The following is a 24513-nucleotide window of genomic DNA, read 5'->3' as shown; positions in this document are numbered from 1 at the left end:
TACAGGTTTACCCTGTCGAACGTTACGAAGTTCTTTATGACTTGGTCACTGCGCAGCCTGCTGAAAAGCCAGAGGCATGCTGACCCTGAAAGCCGCACCGCCCTGCCCGGGCAGGTATGTGATCTCACCACCCAACCGCTGCATAATCTCGCGACAAATGGCCAAACCCAGGCCCGCGCCCCCTGCTTTGTCGACGCCGACCCGGGCAAATTTCTCGAACACCATCGAACGCGCGCCGGGTGGAATGCCACTGCCATTGTCGATGAAATCGATGATAACTCGCCCACCGACGTCGTGGGCTGATATGATCAGTACCGGCTCTTCCGCATCACAGTATTTCTGTGCGTTCGAGATCAGATTGATGAACACCTGCCCCAACCGGTCCAGATCAGTATGCAGAGAAATCCGTTCTGCGGAAAGAGTGCGCCGGACCGCGATCTTCCGGTCCGCTCCTGCCAGCGCGCTGGACACAGAACGGTCCAGAACCGAACGCAAACTGTCATCGCTGAGGTTCAAACTGACCTGTCCGTTTTCAAGAACGCTCAAATCCAGCAGGTCGTCCAGAAGCCGGGTCAGGCGTAGTGCCTCATCGTGAATGATTGCAGCATAACGAGTCTGTTCCTCTCTGCTCAGGCCATCAGTATCCCGCATGATCTCAGAAAACGCCCGGATTGAGGTCATTGGCGTACGCAACTCGTGACTGACCTGGCTTAGGAAGCTATCTTTTTGCTCGGAAATCTGTGTGAGCTTGGTGTTTGCTTCGCGCAGTTGGCGCGCCGTGCGGGTCAATTCGGACGACTTCTCCTCCAGCTGACCCGAATACTCCAACAGCTGTGCCGATTCATCCGCCACCGCCAGCAGGTCTTCAACCGAAACCGAAGACCCACCCACGATCTGAGCGATCATCGCATGTGCCGTGGCGGTGCCAACCGACCCGCTCAACTCTCGCTCCAGACGGTTGAGAAATCCTGGCGTCGGTTCCGGCATATGCGACCGACCACCTTGTTTTTCGGCCTCGGCGTGAAAGAACTCCTGCGCTGGAGCAGTACCAAGAATACGCTGTGTCATAATCATTAGGTCTTCGCTTTGCGCCACCGACCCGGACCAGCCACGAGGTGAAACCGAGTGATCGAAAACGTTGACGAACTGCGCCCCCTGCAAGCGCTCAAGAGGGCTGGGAAAACTCAGCAGGGACGCCACGCAAAATGCAACTGTATTCAGGGACAGGGACCACATCACAGTATGGACCATCGGATCGATCCCTTCGATCCCGAACAGAGCATGAGGGCGCAACCAACCAAGGCCGAACAACCCGTTTTGCAGCACGGCCTCTGGCATCCAGGGCTCGCCCATACCTGGCAACAGCAGCGTATATATCCATAGTATGAAGCCAACAGTCAGCCCGACCAGCGCCCCTGTGCGGGTTGCACCGCGCCAGAACAGCCCCCCGACCAGAGCAGGCAGAATCTGCGAGATACCTGCAAAGGCGATCAATCCAATCGAGGCCAGTGCCGCGCCACCTCCCGACAACCGGTAGTAGAAGTAACCCAGTGCCATAATGACGGCGATGGACACACGGCGCGCTATCAGAACGATGCTTCGCACATCGCCCGAGACCGACCCCGTGCCTTCATGCGTGTTCAGCCATATGGGCATGACCACGTGGTTTGACACCATCGTCGACAGGGCCATTGCACTGACGATAACCATCGATGTTGCGGATGAAAATCCACCGATAAAGGAAAGCATAGCCAGCCAGTCATTGCCCTGCGACAACGGTACTGTCAGCACGAACAGATCGGGGTTGGCTCCTTTTGGCAAAAGGTCCAGACCCACGACGGCGATTGGCAGGACAAACAGGCTCATGAGCAGCAGGTAGAGAGGGAAGGCCCAGGCGGCTGTTCTGAGATGCCCTTCGTCATCGTTTTCCACGACCATCACCTGAAACATGCGCGGCAGGCAGATAAAGGCGGCGGCGGACAGGAAAATGAAAGTCGTCCAGCGCCCGGCATCGACATTCCACTGTCCGATATCCGAGGCATCGATCCGATCCATCATCGGGCCAACGCCACCTGCAATGCCCCACACCACGAAAACACCCACAGCGATCAGCGCAAACAGTTTGACAACGGCTTCAACGGCGATGGCCGTGACGACACCGTGGTGGCGCTCGTTTACATCCAGATTGCGTGTGCCAAAGAGAATGGCAAACACGGCCAGCCCTGCTGCTACCCAAAACACACTGGACCCTTCGCGATACAGACCGGACGGATCGGCTTCGGCGAAGATCGAGAAGGACAGGGTTATCGATTGCAGTTGAAGCGCGATGTAGGGAGTCCCGCCAAGAACCGCCAGAATCGTCACACACACGGCCAATGTGTTTGACTTGCCATAGCGCGATGACAGCAGATCCGCGATGGAGGTTACCCGCTGACTACGACCGACCCTCACCAACTTGCGCAATCCCCACCACCAACTGACCATCACCAGAGTGGGGCCAAGATAAATGGTGACAAACTCCAACCCGGATCGCGCGGCACTGCCCACCGCACCGTAGAAAGTCCAGGCGGTGCAATAGATCGACAGCGACAACGTATATATCAGAGACGATCGCAGCCATTTGCCCCGACCCGCCGCAGCCATGCGATCAGCCGCGAAGGCTACTGCGAACAGAAAGACAACATAGCCAAGGCACACCAGGATCAGAACGTTTATTGTAGCCATCACTCAGCGTCCGCGTCACGTTCTTCGCGAGCGCCCATACGGCGGGCGGCAATACCAAAAACCAACCCCACCAGAATCAGCACCCCCCAGCAGACAAAGATATAGTACATCGCCGAAGACAATGAGACCGCCGCATCCCCGCTGGATTGGTCGGGCCACAGCAACGGAAGGGCCAGCAGAGCCGCCCCCAAGAAAGGCAGAAGCCGCGCGGCATCCGTCAGCCTGCGGCGGCGATAGCTTTGACGCTCGAGAAAAAGCGAGGGTCTTGGGACCGGTGGTTTATCCTTATTGCCCTCGCCAGACATCATAATCGTGTCGCCTGCGCGTGAAGATCGCGCACGGCAGTTAGAACTTCGGCGTTAGAAAACGGTTTGGTCATGAAACGGCTGACACCTGCGTTTTCGGCCATTTCCCGATCACGCGATTGACCGCGCGCCGTCAACATCAAAACCGGCAAGCCTGCCAGCTCTTCCATCTCTCGGATATCCCGCAGAATATCCATACCGCTCTTACCCGGCAGCATGACGTCCAGAATGACCAGATCGGGCTGAGCCCCCTGAATCACCTGAACTGCGTCCGTTCCGTCGCCATGCGTTTCGACTTGCCATCCCTCGCGGGTCAGCAGGAACCGGATTGCTTCGGCAATGTTTGGCTCGTCCTCGATCAACAGAACCTTACGGCTCATATTTTAAGTTCCTCCCCATAACCGGTCATCCATCCCGGAACCGGTCCCCGTCAGATTAAGCGTTCTGGCGGGAAAGTGTCAAAAACCTTCGCTCAAAATCGACGGTTCACGGCGGGCTTTGCACACACTGCTGGGGCAGACACGGCAGTTCGGCCCAACCTGCGTTACCGGGGCGTCACCTGTCGTTTCCTTGACCGAACGAACCAGCATAACCGAGCGATAGGCGGGTTCCTGATCGTAACCCGACACGGCGTAAGGCCAAGCGTAGGCAAAACACTCGAATTCGGCAGAGGCCCGACCCATTTGAACAACTTGTTTGCGAACCGGAACCAACGGGCGACTTAAGGCTGTAAACAAAGGCCATAGCGGGCAAACTTCTCCATGCCTTGGCAAAGCAAAACCCGGAATCGGTTTGAGAAACAAAATGCTGCCGGAGGCATCGCACAACACCATACCAACCGGCGGCGCCAACACGCCATCAGGCAAAAAAGCCAGCCGTCTGAGAACGGTGGCGACGTCCACCGAGAAACGGTGCGCCAACGCGACGGGATCTGATTCGCCTTCCAGCAGATTCGACCTGAGAGCATCCAGCGGCAATGCCGTCGCATCAGTGCGGTACATTTTCAGAACCTGGCGCGCCACCGTACGGGCAGCTGACGTATTGAGACTGCTCAGATCAACGGCGTCCACATCTTCCCCTTCTTCAAGTTCCGGAAAACTGTACCTACGAGATTCGAAGAATGCTTCGACCTCCTCAAGCGGAACACCACGCGGGTCCACTGACGAGTCGCTCTCGTCCAGAAAGGTCACAAGCGCCTTGGAACTGCCCGCCAACCGCTCTGCATCCTGATGCAGGTTCTTGTGAAACCGCTCACGCCATTCGGCTTCGATATCCTCGGTGTCTGCAAGAATTGCGGCCGTTGAACGAATCGCAGCAGCGGTGGATAGCACCTCGTGCATGGACGCAGCCAGATGAGGGTCATGGGTCAGACGGTCCGACAATGTCTCGACATTCCGCTCAAGCGAAATAACCCGGCGGTGCATCTGCGCAAGAACCCCTGCCCACCCGGGAAACCGCCCGGCGAATTCTTCCAACCCGTCAACTTCAGCTTGTTGTCCGACTGCATCATCCGCAGCCTCCCGCAAAGCCGACACAAGAGTCGCCTCAATCCCCTGGGTCAGGACAGAAGGTTCAATCGCCAATGCAGACGCTATGTCCACCAGCAACTTGCCCCCTATCCGGCGACGGTTATGTTCGATCAGGTTCAGATAAGACGCCGATATCCCGGCGAGACGCGCAAGTTCCGCCTGCCGAAGCCCGGCGATCTGTCGCCGTTCCCGAATGCGGCTTCCTGTCAACATATCGCGCATGCTTGCATTCTCCTGACCAGAGCGTGGTCATTTGTTTTCAGAACATATCATGTGTTTCTGCTGTTTACCCACAAATTTTCAAACCGTATTTACAGCCTTAACAAATGCGTCAAAACGCATGAAACCACCATGGCGCATTGTCGGACATAAGAAATCGCATCCCCCCTTCTATTCCGCGTGGTTTCCCTGCACGATAGGCAAATGAGTGACCCCGCTTTTGAATATGCGCCGATCGGGCTTGTTGAGCTGGAAAACCGGATCATCAGACGCTGCAATCTGCAATTCTCCCGCACCTTTGGCGGGGAAGAGGCCGATTACCGAAACATGCCGCTGCTGCATCTCTACCCCTCGGTTGCCGATTGGGAGAGGATCGGGGAACGCAGCCTACAAGTGATGCGTGACACCGGATACTACACAGACGAGCGCGTCATGCGTCGCCGAAATGGTGATTTGTTCTGGTGCCGCGCCCGTGGCCGATCCTTAACGCCAGATGACCCGTTCCGGCATGGAATTTGGAGCTTCTCCGACATCTCGGAAGAACGGCCAATTGTCGAATTGACCGTTCGTGAACGCGAAGTGGCCATCCTGTCCTGCCGAGGCCTGTCGGCCAAGGAAATCGGTGTGGAACTTGGGCTGAGTTACCGCACAATCGAGGCCTATCGGGCCCGCCTGCTTGAGAAATTCGGCGCGCGCAAACTGCCCGAACTTGTCGCCAAATTGTCAGGGATGCCCCTGTGACCTGCCCAACCCTTTAAATTATGCGAGAATCCTGCCTTTGATGGTGCGAGTCGACGCTTTTCATGCACCGCCGCTTAGCCTATAACCCTGCGTAATTTGATCAGAGCCCGCAAAAAACAGACGGGCCAAAGGGGAACCGTCGAGGACACTCATGACAGATACCAAACACGAAGCGGATGTGGCATTCATCAAAGCTCTGGCCGAGTTGCTGCGCGACAACGACCTGACCGAACTGGAAGTCATGCGCGAATATGGCGACGATGACAGCCTGAATGTCCGCGTCAGCCGGATGACCCAGACTGCAGCCGCTCCGGTTCAGGTCGCAGTACCTGCTGCGGCACCGGCCCCTGCGGCCGCTCCCGCAGCTGCCCCGGCCGCAGCTGAAGCACCTGCTGCTCAGGAAGATCCGGCCAGCCACCCTGGCGCTGTGACCTCTCCAATGGTTGGAACTGTCTACATGCAACCCGAGCCCGGCGCGCCTGCATTCATTTCGGTCGGCGCTTCCGTTTCCGAAGGCGACACTCTGCTGATCGTCGAAGCAATGAAGACAATGAACCACATCCACGCGCCCAAATCGGGTACCGTCAAGCGTGTTCTGGTCGGTGATGGCGACGCTGTGGAATTCGGCACCCCTCTGGTCATTATCGAGTAAGGCGGGCCCATGTTCGACAAGATTCTGATTGCCAACCGAGGCGAGATCGCCCTGCGCGTTATCCGCGCCGCCCGCGAGATGGGGATAAAGACGGTTGCCGTCCACTCCACCGCTGACAGCGACGCGATGCATGTGCGCATGGCGGACGAATCGGTGTGCATCGGCCCTCCGCCCAGCCCACAAAGCTATCTGTCGGTGCCCGCTATCATCTCAGCCTGTGAAATCACCGGCGCACAGGCGATCCATCCCGGCTACGGCTTCCTGTCCGAGAATGCCGAGTTCGTGCAGATCGTCGAAGATCACGGCATCACATTCATTGGCCCCACCGCCGAACACATCCGCATCATGGGTGACAAGATCACCGCCAAGGATACGATGAAGGCTCTGGGTGTACCTTGCGTGCCCGGTTCGGATGGCGGAGTGCCTGATCTTGCGGCTGCCAAGAAGATCGGTGAGGAATTCGGGTATCCCGTCATCATCAAAGCCACCGCAGGTGGCGGCGGTCGCGGCATGAAAGTCGCGATGAACGCAAATGAAATGGAAAGCGCCTTCATGACCGCGCGTGCCGAGGGCAAGGCCGCCTTTGGCAATGACGAGGTCTATATCGAGAAATACCTGACCACGCCGCGCCATATCGAGATTCAGGTCTTTGGCGACGGTAAGGGCAAGGCGGTGCATCTGGGTGAACGCGACTGTTCCTTGCAACGCCGCCACCAGAAGGTGTTCGAAGAAGCCCCCGGTCCCTGCATCACGCCAGAGGAACGGGCCAAGATCGGCAAGGTCTGCGCAGATGCTGTCGCCAAAATCAACTATATCGGCGCCGGCACCATCGAATTCCTGTATGAGAATGGCGAGTTCTATTTCATCGAGATGAACACCCGTCTGCAGGTAGAACACCCGGTGACCGAAGGCATCTTCGGTGTCGATCTGGTGCGCGAACAAATCCTCGTTGCTGCCGGCGAAGATATGTCATTCGGGCAAGACGATCTGGAAATCAACGGCCACGCCATTGAGGTTCGGATAAACGCCGAAAAACTGCCCAATTTCTCGCCCTGCCCCGGCAAGATCACCGCGTATCACGCGCCGGGTGGTTTGGGTGTGCGGATGGATTCTGCGCTCTACGACGGCTACTCGATCCCGCCCTATTACGACTCTCTGATCGCCAAACTGATCGTGCAGGGTCGTGACCGGGCAGAAGCGCTGGCCCGTCTGGAACGCGCACTGGGAGAATTGATTGTCGACGGCATCGACACCACGGTTCCTCTGTTTCATGCCCTGCTGCAAGAACCCGACCTGCACAGCGGCGACTACAACATCCACTGGCTGGAGCGCTGGCTTGCGGAGAATATGGAACAGTAATCATCATGGACCGGAGGGCTCGTGCCCTCCGGTTGCCTCATACCTGACATGAGCTTGTCCCCCGAACTTTTGCTGCATGGCTATTCCATCGGTATATTTCCGATGGCAGAACATCGCGACGACCCCGATCTGTTCTGGGTCGATCCCAAGCTCCGCGGCGTCTTTCCACTGAACGGGTTTCACATTTCTCGGAGCCTTGCACGCCGTATCCGAAACTGCGGCTTCGATATCTCAATCGACCAGGACTTTTCCGGTGTCGTCGACGGCTGCGCCGACAGGGCCGACACCTGGATCAATGCCGATCTGCATGACCTTTATCGCCAATTGCACCATACCGGCCACGCGCATTCACTGGAGGTTTGGGCAAACAACACCCTCGTAGGTGGCGTCTTTGGCGTGACCTTGGGGGCGGCTTTCTTTGGCGAAAGCATGTTTTCACGACGTAAAGACGCGTCGAAAATCGCCCTCGCCTATCTTGTGGACCGCCTGCGGCAGACGGGTTTCCACTTGTTTGATACGCAGTTCCTAACTGCGCATCTGGCGTCTCTGGGTGCCATTGAAATCCCGCGCGGTGCCTACAAGAAAGAGCTGGAAGAGGCCTTGAACCTCAGCGCCGATTTTACGGCGCCCCTACATCAGTCCGCAGCTGGCGTGATACAGCGAATGACCCAAACGTCATAACGCGCGTGATCCAGCGCGTTTAATGCCGGGGATGTGGCAATCATCCAGCCGTCAAAAAGCTGATCGGCCTTTCCGGTCTCCCAGATTGTCAGATAGGCAAATGCGTCACCCGTTGGGTTGTCAACGGGGTAACGACAATCCCCCAAAGCAACATCCAACCCAAAAACCGCCCCGGTTTGGCCGGTCTGCAATTCGACATCGACGGTCTGGCCGTTGACCTTATCCAAGCCACGCAACATGGCCCCGGGGCCAGACTGAACTTTCTGCTGCGCGGCCGCGCCGGTGCCAGCCAGCAACAGGGCCAGAAACGCGGCGCGGATCATTCGCCGCCGTCTCCGGCTACAAACTTGACCAGAAGCGAAATCAGGCTGACTGCGCCCTGCGTATCCTCGATCTCATCACCGGGGTCAAAGAAGAAAGGTGATCCTCCGGGCATCACCTCGACAAAGTTGCCCCCCAGCAGACCCTCGGAGGAAATCACGATCGCGCTGTCGTCCGGAACCAGAATTCCGTCGGCAATGGTGAAGGTCGTATCAGCGCGGTAAGTGTCCGGGTTCAGGCTGACACCCGTCACGGTACCTATCTTGACACCGGCAAGGCGAACATCCGTGCCGACCCCTACTCCCTCCAGCGACCTGAAAGACGCGCCCAGTTCATACCCGGCAGCACCCTGCGATAAGCCTGTTGATTGGCTGGCATAAACACCAAATGCCAGGGCACCGGCCAATACGACGCCGCCGACAAGAACTTCGGTCCAGTTATGGGTCGACATTTTCGCCTCGTTTATTCCGGGCTCCAGGCCTCATAGTCCTTACGCTCAATCGGCTCTGCGCGACGCAGCGATCCGGCAGGAGCATAGGCCAGCGCGGTGCCGGTCAGGTTTTCCTGATGTGGTTTTTCCCACGATTTGTGCGGCAGCGGTCTATCAGTCGGAGGCTCGTCCCAGGTGCGGTGCAACCAACCATGCCATTCAGGGTCAATCCGGCTGGCTTCCGCCTCGCCATTGAATATCACCCAACGCTTGCTGTCATCGGCATTGCGATAAAACACGTTGCCTTCATTGTCTTCGCCCACTTTCACGCCTTTGCGCGCGGTGTAGATCTGAGTGTTCAGAGTTGACCCATTCCACCAGGTCACGGCTCGCAAAAGACTGTTCAGGATTCCCATCGGGTGCCTCCGGCATTTCGTCGAGGAAAGGTATGGACCAAAGGCCCGCCAAGGTCCAGTGCCCCTGAGGCCACCTGCGTCACTCCGGCAAAAAGGCGGTCACTTCGATCTCGATTCTGAACTTTGGATCGATCAAACCACATTCGATCATTGTCGCTGCTGGAGGATTGGCTCCAAAAGCTTCGGCCAGAATCGGCCAGCACGGTTCAAACTCGCTGCGATCAGGCAACATGTAGGTAACGCGAACCACATCTTCAAAGCTTGCGCCTGCCTCTGCCAATGCCTGTTCAATAATAGCCAGCGCCGATCGGCATTGTTCGACCGCACCTTCGCCCTGCCCAACTGTACCGGCCACATGAACCCAACCACCCGCGACCACCGCACGGCAATATCCAACCTTGGCCTCGAACTCACCGCCCGAAGAAATGCGTTGAATCTTCATAGTCATATACCTTTACCGCTTGGAAAACCGCGGAACCTGCCCACGCTCACACCCAAAAATCTTCCCGAAAGTAACGAAAGATCCCCGGTTTATCTGGCTGAAAATACTTCGGGGAAGATGCCCGAATGGTAGCGGGGGCAGAGCCCCCACAACCGGTTCAACACATGAAACCACAGCTGTGGTCAAAGGCCGAGTTTAACCGGCCGATGCCGATTCCGGTGCAGCATCGGCATAGATAAACAGAGGCTGAGACTCGGAGGTTACCGCCTCTTCGTTCACAACGACTTCGCTGACATTCTTCATGCCCGGCAGTTCGAACATGGTATCCAGCAGAATATCTTCCAGGATCGACCGCAGACCCCGCGCGCCGGTTTTGCGCTCGATGGCCTTTTTGGAAATGGCTTTCAGAGCATCATCCGTGAAGTCGAGTTCAACATCTTCCAGTTCGAACAGACGCTGATATTGCTTGACCAACGCGTTCTTGGGCTTGGTCAGGATGGTGACCAATGCGTCTTCATCCAGATCCTCAAGCGTTGCCAGAACCGGCAGACGACCGACGAATTCCGGGATCAAGCCAAACTTCAACAGATCCTCGGGCTCCAGATCCTTAAAGATCTCGCCCACACCGCGGTCATCATTGTCGCGCACATCGGCACCGAAGCCCATGGCCGAGCCTTTGCCCCGCTGCGCGATAATCTTGTCCAGACCCGCAAACGCGCCGCCACAGATGAACAGGATGTTCGTGGTGTCCACCTGCAGAAATTCCTGCTGAGGATGCTTGCGTCCACCCTGTGGAGGAACGCTGGCCACGGTACCTTCCATCAGCTTCAACAAAGCCTGCTGCACACCCTCACCCGACACGTCGCGCGTGATCGAAGGGTTCTCGGACTTGCGGGTAATCTTGTCGACCTCGTCGATATAAACGATTCCGCGCTGCGCACGTTCGACATTGTATTCACTGGCTTGAAGCAACTTGAGAATGATGTTTTCGACATCCTCCCCCACATACCCGGCTTCGGTCAGCGTGGTCGCGTCCGCCATCGTAAAAGGGACGTCCAGAATACGCGCCAATGTCTGAGCCAGCAGTGTCTTACCGCAACCGGTCGGACCTATCAGCAGGATGTTCGACTTCGCCAGTTCGATATCGCTGCCCGCTTTCTGCGCATGGTTCAGACGTTTGTAGTGGTTGTGAACAGCAACCGACAGAACCCGCTTTGCTGTGGCCTGACCGATCACATAATCGTCCAGAACTTCACAGATATCCTTGGGCGTAGGAACACCGTCAGATGACTTCAGCCCGCTGGCCTTGGTCTCTTCACGGATGATATCCATGCACAGCTCAACACATTCATCACAGATGAAAACGGTCGGGCCCGCGATCAGCTTACGAACTTCATGCTGGCTTTTGCCGCAGAAGCTGCAGTAGAGCGTGTTTTTCCCGTCGCCGCCTGAATTCGTCGCCATGATCTACCTTTCGGGCTTCGTCCCTGCACCCCTTTCGGGGCGCGCTTTCGCCTGTATGTGCAGCTTAGGCCAGCACTCTGGCGGCTACAATCTCAAAATGACCCCCGCGCCGGTGACGCGGGGTATTGGCCTCAGGCCTCTTCCGTGTCCATTTTCGCGCGGTTCTCGACGATCTCGTCGATGTGACCCCATTCTTTCGCCTCTTCCGGGCTCATGAAATTGTCACGGTCCAGTGCTTTTTCAACCGCCTTTTTGGTCTGACCGGTATGACGCACGTAGATGTCATACAAACGATCCTTCAGCTTTTGGGTTTCAGCTGCGTGAATCATGATATCGCTGGCCTGGCCCTGATATCCACCGCTGGGCTGATGGACCATGATGCGACTGTTGGGCAGCGAAAAACGCATTCCCTTCTCACCACCGGCCAAAAGGACCGAGCCCATCGAGGCCGCCTGACCGATCACCAATGTTGAACATTTTGGCTTGATGTACTGCATTGTGTCGTAAATCGACAAACCGCTGGTCACCACTCCGCCGGGCGAGTTGATGTAGATCGAGATTTCTTTGTTCGGGTTTTCCGCCTCGAGATGCAGCAACTGCGCCACAACAAGATGGCTCATCCCGTCATGAATCGGTCCGTTGATAAAGATGATCCGCTCTTTCAGCAGGCGAGAAAAAATATCATAGGCACGCTCGCCCCGGCTGGTCTGCTCAACGACCATGGGAACAAGCGTATTCATGTAGGTATCTACGGGATCGAACATTCGCAACCTGCCTGTTTTGCTATGGATCGGGACAATATCCCAACAAGTGTTACCTGAGTCTTAGTGTCGGCTCCGGGGGGCTGCAAGGGGGACAAGTAAGAACGCGGACCGAATATTGATCGTCATCAATCTTCGAAGAGAACCACCCGTTGTTTCCAGGACCGATCAGCCGGGCGCGTTCAGGAGTTTCATGGGTCAATTTGCGTTGAGGGAACGTTCAATCTGAATTCCCCTTCACTCATCACGGTATTTTGATTCATACATATAGAAATAAATGTACGAAACATGTACTGAAAGGGCTCGCACTCACAGCCCTTTCCGCCGCGGAAACAACGCCCGGCCAACGGGTTTGCAAGGAACAAAATCGATGGCACTTCCCCAGCTGTCCCAAGACATGTCACGAGAAGATTTTGACCGCATGGTCACTAACGCAACGCGCGCATCCAATTTCCTCAAGGCAATAAGCCACGAAGGCCGGTTGATGATCCTGTGTCACCTCGTATCCGGCGAAAAATCTGTCACGGAACTGGAAGAATTGCTTTCCGCCAGGCAAGCCGCTGTTTCCCAACAACTTTCCCGCCTGCGACTTGAAGGGTTGGTGACACCGCGCAGGGAAGGTAAGGCCATCTATTATCGTCTTGCGGATGAGCGTCCGCGCCGCATGCTCGAAGTCGTTTACGAACTTTTCTGTGGCGACGCAGAAACCTAAGAACTGGCTGCGCCTGAAAAAAGGTGCTACCGAAAAACGATCGAGCACTAAGGAGACGAATATGATCCGCGTAATTCTGATTGGTCTGAGCCTGTTTGCGCTGACGGCCTGCGAAACCGCAAAAGGCGCTGGCAAGGACATCGAAAAAGCCGGAGATGCCATCCAGGGCGCAGCAACCGATGTGCAGGAAAGCCTATAACGCACCTTATTTTGCGTCACTCGCGGAGCACACCTCAATATATGGTTGAAAGAAGCATCTGATCGCGGTAGCTTAACCTCACAGGTGCATAGACGCGGCATTGCATCATCTGACGCTAAATTGGGGCTCTTTTGCACACGCAGAAGAGCCCCGTTCCCTTTCGGCAGGGGTGAGTGGTAGCCTGTATGAAACCGAAATACGGCAAAGGAAAAGGCGTCAGGTGCGCAGACGCGGTCTTTGCATACATCCTTTCGGACACTCCTGACGCCTTACCGGGTCGTTGCGCCCCGAAGGACACTTCGATCCAGTTGCCCAGCCCCCTAAGAGACTGCAGCTGCTACTTTGACCCCGAAGGAACATCGCAGCGTGCATCGGCCTTCTGAGAAGGTAGCCATCCGACTTGGGTACGAAACCCATACTCGGCTGATAACCCACCGGTAAGTCATTGCAGTTCAACACAAATCCTAAGATCCGCTCTCTCTGCCAAGACCCCCGGGCCTTTGCGTTCCACTTTCAGTTCCGAAGAACCTGTGCGGTGATCAGACTGTTGCATTACGCCTCGCATCCGACAAGAAAATAGCACTGCAGCATGAAATTTAAACGGGGATAAATTGTTTATATCTGCCGGGAAATCTTTGTGGATAATCCGAGAAATTTTGAATCCACGCATGTTTGAACCGGGAAATGTTCAGACTTAGGTCAGACACACGATTTTCACCCAATGCTGCAGATGCAAAGGCCGCCGTACGCGCCATTAGGTGAAAATTGCACGGTTTGTACAACTCTCGGACCACCAATCTTTCGAATCGTACACATGGAGATTCGCCGATGCGTTGCACCATTTCCCATGCCCGTGCCCATCTGGGCGCGCTCGTCACCCGTGCACAGGACCCGCGCGAGGTGATTATTCTGACCCGGCACGGCAAACCGCTGGCCGCTCTGGTCTCAATTGCCGAGGTGAACCGGATCTGGCATTTACAGGATGATGATGAGATCGGATGGAAGCACCCGCTGTCGGGTATTCGCGGGATGTGGTCGCGGGGACGCAACATTCCGGGGATGGAACCGGGACCGGACGGCACCTATGTCACCGCGCGCGAGGCCGCGCTGAAAGTTCGCGAGATCCAGATGACCCGTGCCGAGGAACGCCGCATTCTTGCGCGGGGCGGTCTGGATCCTGTCGAAGGCGGAGAACTGGCCGCCCGGCCCGCCTCCTCGCTGTGGAGACGATGGTTCAGTTTTGTGAGAAGCGGCCCGACCCGACCGGGGTAACCTACTACCCTCCACCGCAGTCTGTGTGCAGCGGCGGTACATACCCCCTACAATCCGACCGGGCCGGACACGCTTCAGTTCACCTGACGTTCCAGAACGGTGCTGTAGGTCGTTCCTCGACGCAGGCTACGGAAGTCCGCATAGATTTTGCCGTCCTGATAGCGGGCATCGATCAGGGCGTTCACACCGACCTCGGGATCGGCCGAACTTTCGACGATGCTGACCCGGGTCGGATCATCCAGGCTGATGGTACCGGTCACATCCATGACTCGCCAATCCTGTGAGGCATTCGAACGCCACTTGCTGGGGCCCCAGAACACGTTGTCCTGCTGCTTCTGGATGTCCAACACCCACTCGGCATCGTTAAAGCGCGGGGCGTCCCCGGTTGTGGTCCGGTTCGGGCCGACGGTGGTATAGCTTCCCGTCCATGTGCCGCGCAGGTCAGGCATGGTATCGGCCAACGCGGCCGTTCCAAGGGTGAGGGTCGTGGCCAAAGCGGCTGCTCCGGCAGTCATATATCTGGTCATGGGCTCTCTCCTTCTGTCTGGTAAACAGATTGGGAGAGCCCGGGCGGGTTGCAACTTACCTAAGGGAAACTTCATGATTGGTTCAGAGGAGGCTTAGACTTGGAACTCAGGCCCAGGCCAGAGCTGTCCCAAAAATGACCAGCGCGATGCCGATCCCCTCGCGATAGGAAAAGTTTTCGCCGAACAGGAAATACGAGGCGATAGCAATCAGCACCACCTCGGCCCCCAGAATGCCGGTATAGATGATGCCCAGCCGTTCGTTGCGCAGCGCGGCGAGTTCCAGCGTTGCGGCGGCCAGCAATGTAGCGACGATCAGAAGGGTCAGACCAACACCGGGAAGTTTCCACCAGAACTTCATCGAGATCATGGCAACGGAATAGAGACCCGCCGAGCCGAGGGCGATGATGGGAATCATGGATGTTGACATAGGGGCCTCCTGCCGAGGTTGCCGTGGGGTCAACACTAGCAGGTCGGCAGGGTTTAGGCTGTGAGGCTGGTCACAGTCGGTCAGAACACAATCGCGATAAGTTCGACCAGCCCGATCAGACCGAGCAATACATTCGACGTCAGGATCAGCCCTTTCATGTTACGCGCCTTCAACCCCCGGGCGAAACTGGTCTGCGCAAACTCCTCGGTCATGTCACCCCTCAGATTCTCGACGTCTTCCAGCGCGGTTTTGCCGGCAAGAACACCATAGGCCGTCACCGCGATCACCAACACGATCAACGGCAGAGCAACCCCCTCGGGTCCAAACCCGATGATTGCGGCGATGGCGACATAAGCAAAGATCGAGGTGCGCATGACGTCGTAATAATGGTCGAGACGATGCATCGAAATATGAGAACGCAGCTGCGGGTCCATAACACTTTCCCCTGTGAAAAACTTGTTTGGAATGAGGGGAGTGTATCACTTTTTTCGGGATTTCAGAAATATGGACATTCCTGCCCGGATAGTAAGGCGGGCTTCAGCCCGCCTTACAAACTCAATGGCAGTGATAGGGCTTTGAGCCAGCGTGGCAGCATTGCCCCGGAGGTGAGCTTTTCCGGCACCCGCCGCCATGCGCGAAAGCCGTCGTTGCGGTAAATGTGGTGATGATTGCCAATAGAATTAAATGACGCATTTGAAACTCCAGTTTTACTCATAAATCAATACGTTAACAAAGGTTAACAGGCTGGAGCTTTGCTGCAAGTGTCATTTTGATATTTTTTGACTTTCTGGACCTGCACCACCGACCACGAACGGGCGGAGCCGCCCGGGCGTAAACGCGCTTGCAACGGTTGATCAAGGGCGATGAGGGCCGCGACCGACCCGAGGGGAGGCGCAAACGCGCCGCCCCATGGGGGCGGGTCGGCGCGGCCCGGCGGTGCCGCCGGACGGGAGGTCAAAAAAAGAATATTGCCTCGGCATAGTCTGTATAAGCTAAGTGATCTCCGTCTCGTTAAACCCAAATCTATCTTCAGCTCTAGACAGCTTCAAAACTTGGACACGTGAATTCACTATTTCTTTGATAGTCTGAATAGTTTTCTCTTCCGCTCGCAGGCCAATTATTACGCCTTGAACTTCTAGTGAAGGAATGTGGTGATACTTCGGGTCCGCATTAGAAGAGTCGAATAATCGCCACTCATTTTCATAAGACCAATGCTTACTTTTCCGCAGATAGATCGCCTCCATAACCTTTTCAGGTGTCGTTGAATCTTTGAGTTTACCCGTGTATTTATTTGCAAAGCGCATTATGTCGAGCGTTGTTAATACCGGTCTGAAATCTTGATATACAACTTTAAACGGCACGATATCGTTAACGTAGTCGACCGCATCCGCACTTAAACGATATACTAAGCAAATTCCTTTGTGGTCGTTTGCATAATGAGCCCACATCGGGATATTCTGTCGCTCTTCAGAAAAACACGCAAGACGCCCCAAACGGCCCTGATCTTTAATTATCTTTTGCCCGGCAGCAATTTCAGCCTTTGCCAGCGTAACGCTTGGTCGCAGCTTTCTCGCATGCCAACGATATTCACCTCTGGTAAGCCGCCTCTTAACTAATTTCTCTATCCGCTTTTTTGAGAGTGATGGTTTTCGTCCATGTATGCTCTTTAGAAGTTCTAGCACACTTCTAGTATTGGAGGCCTCATAAGAAGGCCTGAAGTCGAAAGGGTCGTTCAAGTTACTAACGGAACTTAGAAATACTTTCCCTTGCAGGGCTTTTTCAATTTCATCCTCAAAATGCGATGTTCCATTCGGCCTATATCTGTAGAGCCAATCGGGAAGCGGTGCCAACACTAAACCTACTCCAAGGCTTTTTATTCAACAGTCAAAGATGAAATTTAAAAGAAAACAGTGCAGGCTCCATTTTTAACGCAGAATCAAAAAAATAGCAGCGATACCATAAACCACATTGAAAAAAATGGACAGCCTAGCTGTCCATCTTCAACGCTGAAATAAACGCCTCCTGCGGGATATCCACCTTCCCGAACTGGCGCATCTTTTTCTTACCCGCCTTCTGCTTGTCCAGCAGTTTGCGTTTCCGCGTGGCGTCGCCTCCGTAACATTTCGCGGTCACGTCCTTGCGCAGGGCCGAGAGGGTCTCGCGGGCGATGACCTTGCCTCCGATGGCGGCCTGGATCGGGATTTTGAACATGTGGCGCGGGATCAGGTCTTTCAGTTTTTCGCACATCGCCCGGCCCCGCATCTCGGCCCGGTCGCGGTGAACCATGGTCGACAGCGCATCGACAGGTTCGTCATTCACCAGCACCGACATCTTGACCAGATTATCCTGCGTGTAGCCGGTCATCTGGTAGTCGAACGAGGCATAGCCCTTGGTCACCGATTTCAGGCGGTCGTAGAAGTCAAAGACCACCTCGTTCAGCGGCAGGTCATAGACGACCATGGCGCGGGAGCCCGCATAGGTCAGGTCCAGCTGGATACCACGGCGGTCTTGGCAGAGTTTCAGCACGTCGCCGAGGTATTCATCAGGCACCAGAATGGTCGCCTTGATGCGCGGTTCCTCGATATGGTCGACCTTGGAGGGGTCGGGCATGTCGGCGGGGTTGTGCAGCTCGATCATCTCGCCGTCTTTCATGTAGACGTGATAGATCACCGACGGCGCGGTGGTGATGAGCTCGATATCGTATTCGCGTTCGATGCGGTCTCGGATGACCTCAAGGTGCAACAGGCCCAGGAAGCCGCAGCGGAAGCCAAAGCCCAGCGCGGCCGAGGTTTCCATTTCAAAGCTGAAGCTGGCGTCGTTCAGGGCCAGTTTGTCGATCGCGTCGCGCAGGTCTTCGAATTCGGAACTGTCGACGGGGAAGAGCCCGCAGAACACCACCGGTTGCGCAGGCTTGAAGCCGTCCAGCGCAATTTCGGCGCCGTTGCGGTCATTGGTGATGGTGTCACCGACGCGGGTGTCGCGGACCTGTTTGATCGAGGCGGTCAGAAAGCCGATCTCACCGGGGCCAAGCGAGTCCACCATCTCCATCTCGGGGCGGAAGACGCCGACGCGGTCGACATGATGCAGGGTGTTGTTCGACATGAACTTGACCCGCATCCCCTTTTTCAATGTGCCGTCCATGATACGGACCAGAACGATGACGCCGAGATAGGCGTCGTACCACGAATCCACCAGCATCGCCTTGAGCGGCGCGTCCAGATTGCCCTGCGGCGCGGGCAGTTGCTGTACGATGGCTTCCAGCGTTTCATGGATGCCCTGCCCCGTCTTGGCACTGACCTGAATGGCGTCGGTCGCGTCGATGCCGATCACATCCTCGATCTGTTCCGCCACGCGGTCACAGTCGGACGCGGGCAAATCGATCTTGTTCAGCACCGGCACGATCTCATGATCAGCGTCGATGGCCTGATACACGTTGGCCAGCGTCTGCGCCTCAACCCCTTGGGTCGAGTCCACGACCAGCAGAGAGCCTTCGACCGCGCGCATGGATCGCGAGACCTCATAGGCAAAGTCTACGTGACCGGGGGTGTCGATCAGGTTCAGCACGTAATGCTCGCCATTATCGGCGGTGTAATCGATGCGAACCGTGTTGGCCTTGATGGTGATGCCACGCTCGCGCTCGATATCCATGCTGTCGAGCAGCTGTTCCTTCATGTCGCGGTCCTTGACCGTTCCGGTCTCTTGGATGAGCCGGTCAGCAAGGGTGGATTTGCCATGGTCGATATGCGCGACGATGGAGAAATTGCGGATATGAGCGAGGTCTGTCATGGGTTGGGGATATGAGAGAGATTGAAGGGCGGGTCAATAGAGACGCGTCAGAGTTTTAGTGCCTGGCTTGTTGAACAAAGCGATTGCCGGCGGGAAAGATCAAATTGCAGGAGGTACGCGTGGGCGATTTGGGCTATGAAGAATTGAAGGAGAATCTACTAGTCCTCCCAACTGTTGCCGTTAAGGCAGTTGCTGCGCGTACAGCACTACAAGAACTTCCTTATGCTTTTGAGTTGTCAGGTCACAGCTGGAATAGAATCGGTGGTCAACAATTTCTGCTAGCTTGCTTCAGAGCAAGTATTGTTTCCGGGCTCGCGGCCACAAGGCCGAATCCGGAGATACTGGCTCTCAATGCCGATGTGGTCACCAACCTAAATGCTGCCTCCGTAAGAGGCTTAGTCGGCAATGGTCCCAAAGAAGCCGATAGCACCTTCTACGCGGCCCTCTCTTCTACCTTCGACGTTAGCGACATGATTCAAGAGCTCTGTAATCACCTCACAACTTATCATTGGGATGGCTTGCAAGAGCGCAGTACCGACGCCTCCGCCCTTACCGTTGCACCTGAAAACATTGAACAAGTGTTCGCCTCCAAACTATGGTATGGCGAGGCACCTGAACATTACGCTAGCTTGTCCCAGCAATTCTTCGACAATGCCCTCGGGACGCCGTGGGAATTTTGGGCTGAGTGGTACGAGGGGATGTTGAACGGCATACCATTGGAATGGGAGCTACAGCGACGAGTTGCGCTGATTGACGATGGTGTTTGGAGGGTAGGCCCCGAAGCCGTCGCGGAAGAAATCGGGCGCATTCGGGCGCGATGGGAAGTCGAGAGAACTCTAACGCGACTAAAGGAAAGCCTGAGCGTTCAGACACCCGCGCGTCACGGTATTGGAGGGAACAACCCTCCTGAGAGCATTCAAGATGAGCGTTTGTCCAGCGCGGTTACATTGATTTGGGAGGCAGCCGAAGAGCTCTCGACCGCGATGGAGCAGGAAAGTCCTGCTCGCGAGTGGATTGCGGCAATCCTTCAGAAGCTGAAGGTTGGTTGTTTGGCATTTGCCAAGTGGATTGGACGCAAGGCTGATCTTGCGGTGGATACGGCCATTGTTACAGCGATCAAACAGGGCGGGCCGCTGGTGGGCGGCTACTATGCGCTCGACAAGCTAATCAAAGCTATCGAAGAATGGTTGCCGTTCTTGCCCTAACCGGTGCCTGCCTGAAGCCCGACCTGCGGGTTGGTGAGGAACGCGCTGGCGCTCACGCAATCACTTTTTCGCACCACATGATTGATCCCGAATCCAGTTTGATTCATACTCCCGCGCAGACCGAGAGGGGCATCAGACCCCTCCGGGCAGGCAAAAACGAGGCATGAGCATGAAACAGTTCCTCTTAATCGCATTTTGCGCCACGTCGTTGACGGCGGTGGCTCCTGTCGCGGACGCGGCGCAGATCAAGCGGGCGTGTCTGGCGTCGGACCGGTCGGCGGCGACGCGGGATCGGTGCAGTTGCATTCAACGGGTGGCCAATCAGGCGCTGACCCGCAGCGATCAAAAGACAGTGGCCAAGTGGTTCACCGATCCGCATCAGGCGCAGGAATTGAAGATGTCGAAAACGGCGCGCGATGATGCGCTGTGGGATCGGTATCAGAACTTTGGCCAGATGGCACAGGCGATCTGTAGCTAACCCCTTCAGAACGCTTGACCTGATCCACGCTGCGCCCCAGAAATGGCGCAGCGAAAGGTGTATCTTATGGTGATGAAAGGTCTGACCCTACGGGGCCTTGAGGTATTCGAGGCTTTGGCGCGGACGGGATCGGTGGCGCAGGCCGCCGAGATCACCGGGCTCAGCCAGCCCTCGGTCAGCCAGCAGTTACGCAATCTGGAAAAGGCCCTTGGCACCGAACTGGTGGACCACGGGCGCCGACCGATGCGCCTGACACAGGCAGGTCGCAGTTTCCTTGCGCGCGCCGAGGCGGTTCTGGCCGAGCTGCAAATGGCACAGAGCGAGCTGTCAGTCATGGACCTGGGGCATCTGACCACGCTGTCCATCGGATTGATCGACGATTTCGACAATGATCTGACCCCGCGGCTGGCCACTTTGCTGGCCGACAGCCTGACCCGGTCGAATTTCAAGCTGATCACCCTGTCGAGCCTCGATCTGTTCGAGGCATTGGCCGAGCAACGCCTGCATATGGCCGTGACCGCCCATAGCGGTGAGGTGCTGGAGGGGGTGGTCGAGTATCCTCTGGTCCGCGATCCGTTCATTCTGGTGGCACCACAAGGATCTGGCGGGGTTGACGCCGTGCAGGAGAAGCTGCCGTTTCTGCGCTATGCGCGCGAGCAGCTGATCAGTCGGCAGATCGAGGCGCATATGGCGCGCGGCACGCAGGAGTTTGAGGAGCGATTCGAGATCGGCTCACACATGGCGCTGATGGCCATGGTTGCGCGAGGCCTGGGCTGGGCAATCACAACGCCACTGGGCTTCATGCGCGCGACACGATTCCATGAGGGGCTGGAGGCCTACCCTGCCCCGTTCGGGGATTTCTCGCGCAGTATATCACTGCTGGCGCGCACGGATTGGTCCGACCAGGTACCTCAGGAGGTCGCGGGCATGACACGGCGTCTGATGCAGAAACAGATCGTGGACCCGGCGCTGGCCAAACTGCCCTGGCTGAACGGGCCGCTGCGGGTGATCGGCGGTTAACTGTCCAGATGGGCGGCAAGGCCCTCGACCGCCGCTTCGATCAGGTCCAGGGCGCCATCAAAATCCCTTGTATAATACGGGTCCTGAACATGGTCGGCCCCAGTTTCAGGGGCAAAGTCGGTCAGCAGGCGTACGGGCGTGTCGCTGCCGGCGGGGCGCAAATCCTCGATATCCGCGATGTTGTTGTCATCCATGCCGATGATCAGGTCGTACCGAGTGAAATCGGCGGCGGTGAACTGACGGGCACGCAGGTCACTCAGGTCGATGCCCCTGACCTTTGCAGCTGCCTGCATCGGACCATAAGGCGGGTTACCCGCGTGCCAGCCCATGGTTCCGGCACTATCGGTTACGTGATGCGGTGCACGGGCGCGAAAAACGCCTTCTGCCGCAGGGGAACGGCAGATATTGCCCAGGCAGACAAAGAGGATACGGTGTGACATGGGCCATGGTGTAACGTGCGGAGGTGAAATGGAAAAGATCGTCATTCTGACCGGGGCCGGAATTTCCGCCGAAAGCGGGCTGAGCACCTTTCGTGATGAAGGCGGATTATGGGCGCAACATCGGATCGAGGATGTCGCAACGCCGGAAGGATTCGCGCGCGACCCCGCACTAGTTCAGAGGTTTTACAATGCCCGGCGCATTCAGGCCGCCAAGGTTCAGCCCAATGCCGCGCATGAATCACTGGCCCGACTGCAACGGGACTGGCCCGGAGAAGTTGTAATTGTCACCCAGAACGTGGACAGCCTGCATGAAGCGGGCGGAGCGAAGGATGTCATCCACATGCACGGAACGTTGGCTGGCGCGTTATGCGCGGCCTGCGGACATCGGTGGACCGCCCCGACTGAAATGGCGGTTGGTGAACCCTGCCCCGCCTGTATGCAGCCCACCGCCCGGCCTGATGTGGTCTGGTTCGGCGAGATGCCCTTTTACATGGACGCGATTTATGATCATCTGGCCAGCACGTCGCTTTTTGCTGCCATCGGAACCTCTGGTCAGGTTTATCCGGCGGCGGCATTTGTACACGAAGCTCAGGCGGTGGGTGCCCGAACGATTGAGATCAATCTGGAACCGACGCCGGGCGCATCGGGGTTTGACGAACGTGTAATTGGCAAGGCGACTCAGACAGTGCCGCGATGGGTCGACCAACTGCTTGCGCCGCACTCTTAAGGTACAGACAACGCTTGCTTAATTTGTTTAAACTATCTCCGAAACGACTGGAGGACGAGCCATGACTGATCAAGACCCCCGGACCGGTGAAATTCTGGATGACGGCAGCATGGCCGGGCGCGACATGCTGGGCGAGCAGCTTTCCAGCCTGTGGTGGACCTTTCTGCTGCGCGGGGTGCTGGCCGGGCTTGTTGGTGTTGCGGCACTGTTCTGGCCGTCGAGTAGCATCGCGATACTGCTGCGGCTGGTCGGTGTGCTGCTGATCCTCGATGGCGGTCTGACGCTATTGGGGGTCGGGAGGCGCGGCGTTCTGGGCGGCGCGGCAATTGGCGCGCTTCTGATCGGGCTTATCCTGCTGATCTGGCCGGAAGGCACTGTCAAGCTGGCCTTTTTCCTGTTGGGCGCATGGGCCCTTATCATTGGAATCGGATCTCTGGCGGCCTCCGGGCAAATGCATGAGAGAGACCCCCAGCGCGGTTCCATGCGTGTATCAGGGTTTGTCGCGCTTGTCGTAGGGCTCATTTTGATGATCTGGCCAGCGGTCGCCCTTGTTGCGCTGGGATGGGGTATCGCATTCTCGGCACTTGCCATTGCCGCCGTCATGTTTTGGCTGGCTTCCAGATTCCGTCAGGCCGGCGACCGTGTCGGCATGAAGACCGTCAACAAATAGCATTTGCGACAGCTATAAGAAAAACAGGTCGGGCAGAGCCCGACCTGACGCATGGATGACGGCCGCAGCGCGGCCTGAAGACAGACGTTGCCTTAGTTCGAATGTGATCCGTGGCCGCCCTTGTCCTGACGCTCCAGATCGACTGGGATTTCGACTTCGATCTCGCCAGCCTTTTCAAAGATCAGCGTTACAGGAACCATGGCATCCTGCTCAAACGGAGCGGTCAGCCCCATGAACATCACGTGGTCGCCGCCGCGTTTCAGCATGTGGGTCTCGCCTGCCGGAATGGCAAAACCTTCTTCGACATGCACCATCTTTGCCACACCGTTATCATCGACCTTGTGAGTGTGCAGCTCGACCCGGGCTGCGGCATCCGAAATCACGCCGACCAGACGGTCGTCTGCATCACCTTGATTCTCGATCATCATGAACGCGGCACCGGCTTTGGCGGTCTTTCCCGACGACCGCGCATAGGCGTCATCGACTTTGATGGTGCCTTCGGCAAACGCGGGGACGGCCAGTGTCACAGCAGCCAGAGTTGCAAGCAGAGTAGTTTTGAGGGACATCGTGCCTCTCCTGTATGTCAGAATTGAAAAAGATTGGTTTCAAACAAATACAGGTGGCGCGCGGGCCGGGGTGCCGGGAACTGGCAAGGCGATCTGATTCACCAGATGTCGCAGCGGCGCAGGCTGCGTCTGCTCCGGCGCCATAGGCATTGATGGATGGGCGACAGCAATCGCTCCCATCAGGGACAGCGCATAGTCCGGGCAATAATGCGGCGGTGCGGTTGGTTGCCCGTCTTCGTCCATATAGACAACGACCGGTCCGGTGCCCGTGCACAGCACCATCTGACCCACGGCCCTGTCCATACCACGCGAAACAGCAAGACCCTGCCCGGTCAGAACCAAAAGCAGGGACAGAACAAAAGGTAGGAATCTTGTTATGGCAGGTCTCATCCTGACCCGGGTATAGGTCAGTCAGCAGAGTAGCTTCAAGCGCCAAAGGG

At 56.7% G+C, this 24513-nt stretch carries 30 protein-coding genes; 12 read left to right on the top strand and 18 right to left on the bottom strand.

What is annotated here, in order from left to right; all coding sequences use genetic code 11:
• Positions 1 to 45 precede the first annotated feature (45 nt).
• The 4 genes from ACR0K5_RS20340 to ACR0K5_RS20325 all read right to left on the bottom strand — a co-directional run bounded on the left by ACR0K5_RS20340 (position 46) and on the right by ACR0K5_RS20325 (position 4780).
• Complete coding sequence (locus ACR0K5_RS20340; protein WP_480631363.1) at positions 46 to 2724, bottom strand: ATP-binding protein; 2679 nt, start codon at positions 2722 to 2724, stop codon at positions 46 to 48.
• On the bottom strand, positions 2724 to 3032 hold the full coding sequence (locus tag ACR0K5_RS20335) for a hypothetical protein (protein ID WP_480631362.1): 309 nt from the start codon (positions 3030 to 3032) through the stop codon (positions 2724 to 2726). The genes ACR0K5_RS20340 and ACR0K5_RS20335 overlap by 1 nt, the downstream gene beginning before the upstream one ends.
• Positions 3029 to 3409, bottom strand: coding sequence for a response regulator transcription factor (locus ACR0K5_RS20330; RefSeq protein WP_480631361.1), 381 nt, complete (start codon positions 3407 to 3409; stop codon positions 3029 to 3031). Before ACR0K5_RS20330 ends, ACR0K5_RS20335 begins: the two co-directional genes overlap by 4 nt.
• 78 nt (positions 3410 to 3487) lie before the next feature.
• A complete protein-coding gene (locus ACR0K5_RS20325) occupies positions 3488 to 4780 on the bottom strand; it encodes a helix-turn-helix domain-containing protein (RefSeq protein WP_480631360.1) in 1293 nt (430 codons plus the stop codon).
• 201 nt (positions 4781 to 4981) lie between these two features.
• On the opposite strand from ACR0K5_RS20325, the gene ACR0K5_RS20320 reads away from it, so the two are divergent.
• From ACR0K5_RS20320 to aat, 4 genes are all read left to right on the top strand, one after another.
• The gene (locus ACR0K5_RS20320) at positions 4982 to 5518 is read left to right on the top strand and encodes a LuxR C-terminal-related transcriptional regulator (protein WP_480631359.1); all 537 of its coding nucleotides are present in this window, start codon (positions 4982 to 4984) and stop codon (positions 5516 to 5518) included.
• 151 nt (positions 5519 to 5669) lie between these two features.
• Positions 5670 to 6170: an acetyl-CoA carboxylase biotin carboxyl carrier protein gene (accB, locus tag ACR0K5_RS20315; RefSeq protein ID WP_480631358.1), complete on the top strand. Its 501-nt coding sequence runs from the start codon at positions 5670 to 5672 to the stop codon at positions 6168 to 6170.
• 9 nt (positions 6171 to 6179) lie between these two features.
• Complete coding sequence (gene accC, locus ACR0K5_RS20310; protein ID WP_480631357.1) at positions 6180 to 7529, top strand: acetyl-CoA carboxylase biotin carboxylase subunit; 1350 nt, start codon at positions 6180 to 6182, stop codon at positions 7527 to 7529.
• A gap of 48 nt (positions 7530 to 7577) precedes the next feature.
• Positions 7578 to 8210, top strand: coding sequence for a leucyl/phenylalanyl-tRNA--protein transferase (gene aat / locus ACR0K5_RS20305; RefSeq protein ID WP_480631356.1), 633 nt, complete (start codon positions 7578 to 7580; stop codon positions 8208 to 8210).
• Here the strand turns inward: aat and ACR0K5_RS20300 are convergent.
• From ACR0K5_RS20300 to ACR0K5_RS20275, 6 genes are all read right to left on the bottom strand, one after another.
• The gene (locus tag ACR0K5_RS20300; protein WP_480631355.1) at positions 8165 to 8533 is read right to left on the bottom strand and encodes a DUF2155 domain-containing protein; all 369 of its coding nucleotides are present in this window, start codon (positions 8531 to 8533) and stop codon (positions 8165 to 8167) included. The genes aat and ACR0K5_RS20300 overlap by 46 nt on opposite strands.
• Positions 8530 to 8982: an outer membrane lipid asymmetry maintenance protein MlaD gene (mlaD, locus tag ACR0K5_RS20295; protein ID WP_480631354.1), complete on the bottom strand. Its 453-nt coding sequence runs from the start codon at positions 8980 to 8982 to the stop codon at positions 8530 to 8532. Before mlaD ends, ACR0K5_RS20300 begins: the two co-directional genes overlap by 4 nt.
• A gap of 11 nt (positions 8983 to 8993) precedes the next feature.
• On the bottom strand, positions 8994 to 9377 hold the full coding sequence (locus tag ACR0K5_RS20290; RefSeq protein ID WP_480631353.1) for an NADH:ubiquinone oxidoreductase subunit NDUFA12: 384 nt from the start codon (positions 9375 to 9377) through the stop codon (positions 8994 to 8996).
• Positions 9378 to 9456: 79 nt separating this feature from the next.
• Complete coding sequence (locus ACR0K5_RS20285) at positions 9457 to 9819, bottom strand: RidA family protein (RefSeq protein WP_480631352.1); 363 nt, start codon at positions 9817 to 9819, stop codon at positions 9457 to 9459.
• 195 nt (positions 9820 to 10014) lie between these two features.
• Positions 10015 to 11283 carry an ATP-dependent Clp protease ATP-binding subunit ClpX gene (gene clpX, locus ACR0K5_RS20280; protein WP_480631351.1) on the bottom strand — a complete coding sequence of 423 codons (1269 nt, stop codon included), beginning with the start codon at positions 11281 to 11283 and terminating at the stop codon, positions 10015 to 10017.
• A 131-nt stretch (positions 11284 to 11414) separates the two neighbouring features.
• Complete coding sequence (locus tag ACR0K5_RS20275; RefSeq protein WP_170454101.1) at positions 11415 to 12047, bottom strand: ATP-dependent Clp protease proteolytic subunit; 633 nt, start codon at positions 12045 to 12047, stop codon at positions 11415 to 11417.
• A gap of 367 nt (positions 12048 to 12414) precedes the next feature.
• On the opposite strand from ACR0K5_RS20275, the gene ACR0K5_RS20270 reads away from it, so the two are divergent.
• The 3 genes from ACR0K5_RS20270 to ACR0K5_RS20260 all read left to right on the top strand — a co-directional run bounded on the left by ACR0K5_RS20270 (position 12415) and on the right by ACR0K5_RS20260 (position 14227).
• On the top strand, positions 12415 to 12756 hold the full coding sequence (locus ACR0K5_RS20270) for an ArsR/SmtB family transcription factor (protein WP_480631350.1): 342 nt from the start codon (positions 12415 to 12417) through the stop codon (positions 12754 to 12756).
• Positions 12757 to 12817: 61 nt separating this feature from the next.
• The gene (locus tag ACR0K5_RS20265) at positions 12818 to 12955 is read left to right on the top strand and encodes an entericidin A/B family lipoprotein (protein ID WP_117869646.1); all 138 of its coding nucleotides are present in this window, start codon (positions 12818 to 12820) and stop codon (positions 12953 to 12955) included.
• 828 nt (positions 12956 to 13783) lie between these two features.
• Positions 13784 to 14227, top strand: a complete 444-nt coding sequence (locus tag ACR0K5_RS20260; protein WP_480631349.1) for a type II toxin-antitoxin system Phd/YefM family antitoxin — start codon at positions 13784 to 13786, stop codon at positions 14225 to 14227.
• 74 nt (positions 14228 to 14301) lie between these two features.
• Here ACR0K5_RS20260 and ACR0K5_RS20255 read toward each other — a convergent pair whose 3' ends face one another.
• The 5 genes from ACR0K5_RS20255 to lepA form a co-directional block, all read right to left on the bottom strand.
• On the bottom strand, positions 14302 to 14754 hold the full coding sequence (locus tag ACR0K5_RS20255) for a hypothetical protein (RefSeq protein ID WP_480631348.1): 453 nt from the start codon (positions 14752 to 14754) through the stop codon (positions 14302 to 14304).
• A gap of 106 nt (positions 14755 to 14860) precedes the next feature.
• Complete coding sequence (locus ACR0K5_RS20250; RefSeq protein ID WP_480631347.1) at positions 14861 to 15181, bottom strand: hypothetical protein; 321 nt, start codon at positions 15179 to 15181, stop codon at positions 14861 to 14863.
• A gap of 80 nt (positions 15182 to 15261) precedes the next feature.
• Positions 15262 to 15615, bottom strand: a complete 354-nt coding sequence (locus ACR0K5_RS20245) for a hypothetical protein (RefSeq protein WP_480631346.1) — start codon at positions 15613 to 15615, stop codon at positions 15262 to 15264.
• A 558-nt stretch (positions 15616 to 16173) separates the two neighbouring features.
• Positions 16174 to 17031, bottom strand: coding sequence for a DUF2971 domain-containing protein (locus tag ACR0K5_RS20240; RefSeq protein WP_480631345.1), 858 nt, complete (start codon positions 17029 to 17031; stop codon positions 16174 to 16176).
• 136 nt (positions 17032 to 17167) lie between these two features.
• Positions 17168 to 18967 (bottom strand): translation elongation factor 4, encoded by a 1800-nt coding sequence (gene lepA, locus ACR0K5_RS20235; protein WP_480631344.1) that lies wholly within the window; start codon positions 18965 to 18967, stop codon positions 17168 to 17170.
• A 119-nt stretch (positions 18968 to 19086) separates the two neighbouring features.
• Between lepA and ACR0K5_RS20230 the strand changes: the two genes are divergently transcribed.
• From ACR0K5_RS20230 to ACR0K5_RS20220, 3 genes are all read left to right on the top strand, one after another.
• A complete protein-coding gene (locus tag ACR0K5_RS20230) occupies positions 19087 to 20172 on the top strand; it encodes a hypothetical protein (protein ID WP_480631343.1) in 1086 nt (361 codons plus the stop codon).
• A 169-nt stretch (positions 20173 to 20341) separates the two neighbouring features.
• Positions 20342 to 20650 (top strand): hypothetical protein, encoded by a 309-nt coding sequence (locus tag ACR0K5_RS20225; RefSeq protein ID WP_480631342.1) that lies wholly within the window; start codon positions 20342 to 20344, stop codon positions 20648 to 20650.
• A gap of 66 nt (positions 20651 to 20716) precedes the next feature.
• Positions 20717 to 21670 (top strand): LysR family transcriptional regulator, encoded by a 954-nt coding sequence (locus tag ACR0K5_RS20220; RefSeq protein WP_480631377.1) that lies wholly within the window; start codon positions 20717 to 20719, stop codon positions 21668 to 21670.
• Here the strand turns inward: ACR0K5_RS20220 and ACR0K5_RS20215 are convergent.
• Entirely contained in the window at positions 21667 to 22110 is a 444-nt protein-coding gene (locus ACR0K5_RS20215) for a low molecular weight protein-tyrosine-phosphatase (RefSeq protein WP_480631376.1), read from the bottom strand. The genes ACR0K5_RS20220 and ACR0K5_RS20215 overlap by 4 nt on opposite strands.
• Positions 22111 to 22138: 28 nt before the next feature.
• Between ACR0K5_RS20215 and ACR0K5_RS20210 the strand changes: the two genes are divergently transcribed.
• Positions 22139 to 22837, top strand: coding sequence for an NAD-dependent deacylase (locus ACR0K5_RS20210; RefSeq protein WP_480631341.1), 699 nt, complete (start codon positions 22139 to 22141; stop codon positions 22835 to 22837).
• A 61-nt stretch (positions 22838 to 22898) separates the two neighbouring features.
• Positions 22899 to 23507 carry an HdeD family acid-resistance protein gene (locus ACR0K5_RS20205; RefSeq protein WP_480631340.1) on the top strand — a complete coding sequence of 203 codons (609 nt, stop codon included), beginning with the start codon at positions 22899 to 22901 and terminating at the stop codon, positions 23505 to 23507.
• Positions 23508 to 23599: 92 nt separating this feature from the next.
• Here ACR0K5_RS20205 and ACR0K5_RS20200 read toward each other — a convergent pair whose 3' ends face one another.
• Together ACR0K5_RS20200 and ACR0K5_RS20195 are read right to left on the bottom strand one after the other, a co-directional pair.
• Positions 23600 to 24073 (bottom strand): copper chaperone PCu(A)C, encoded by a 474-nt coding sequence (locus ACR0K5_RS20200; RefSeq protein ID WP_480631339.1) that lies wholly within the window; start codon positions 24071 to 24073, stop codon positions 23600 to 23602.
• Between the two features lie 39 nt (positions 24074 to 24112).
• On the bottom strand, positions 24113 to 24463 hold the full coding sequence (locus ACR0K5_RS20195) for a hypothetical protein (RefSeq protein ID WP_480631338.1): 351 nt from the start codon (positions 24461 to 24463) through the stop codon (positions 24113 to 24115).
• Positions 24464 to 24513: the final 50 nt, after the last annotated feature.

It is taken from the genome of Ruegeria sp. AB9 (assembly GCF_056542585.1).
This window is presented reverse-complemented; position numbering and strand designations above follow the sequence as displayed.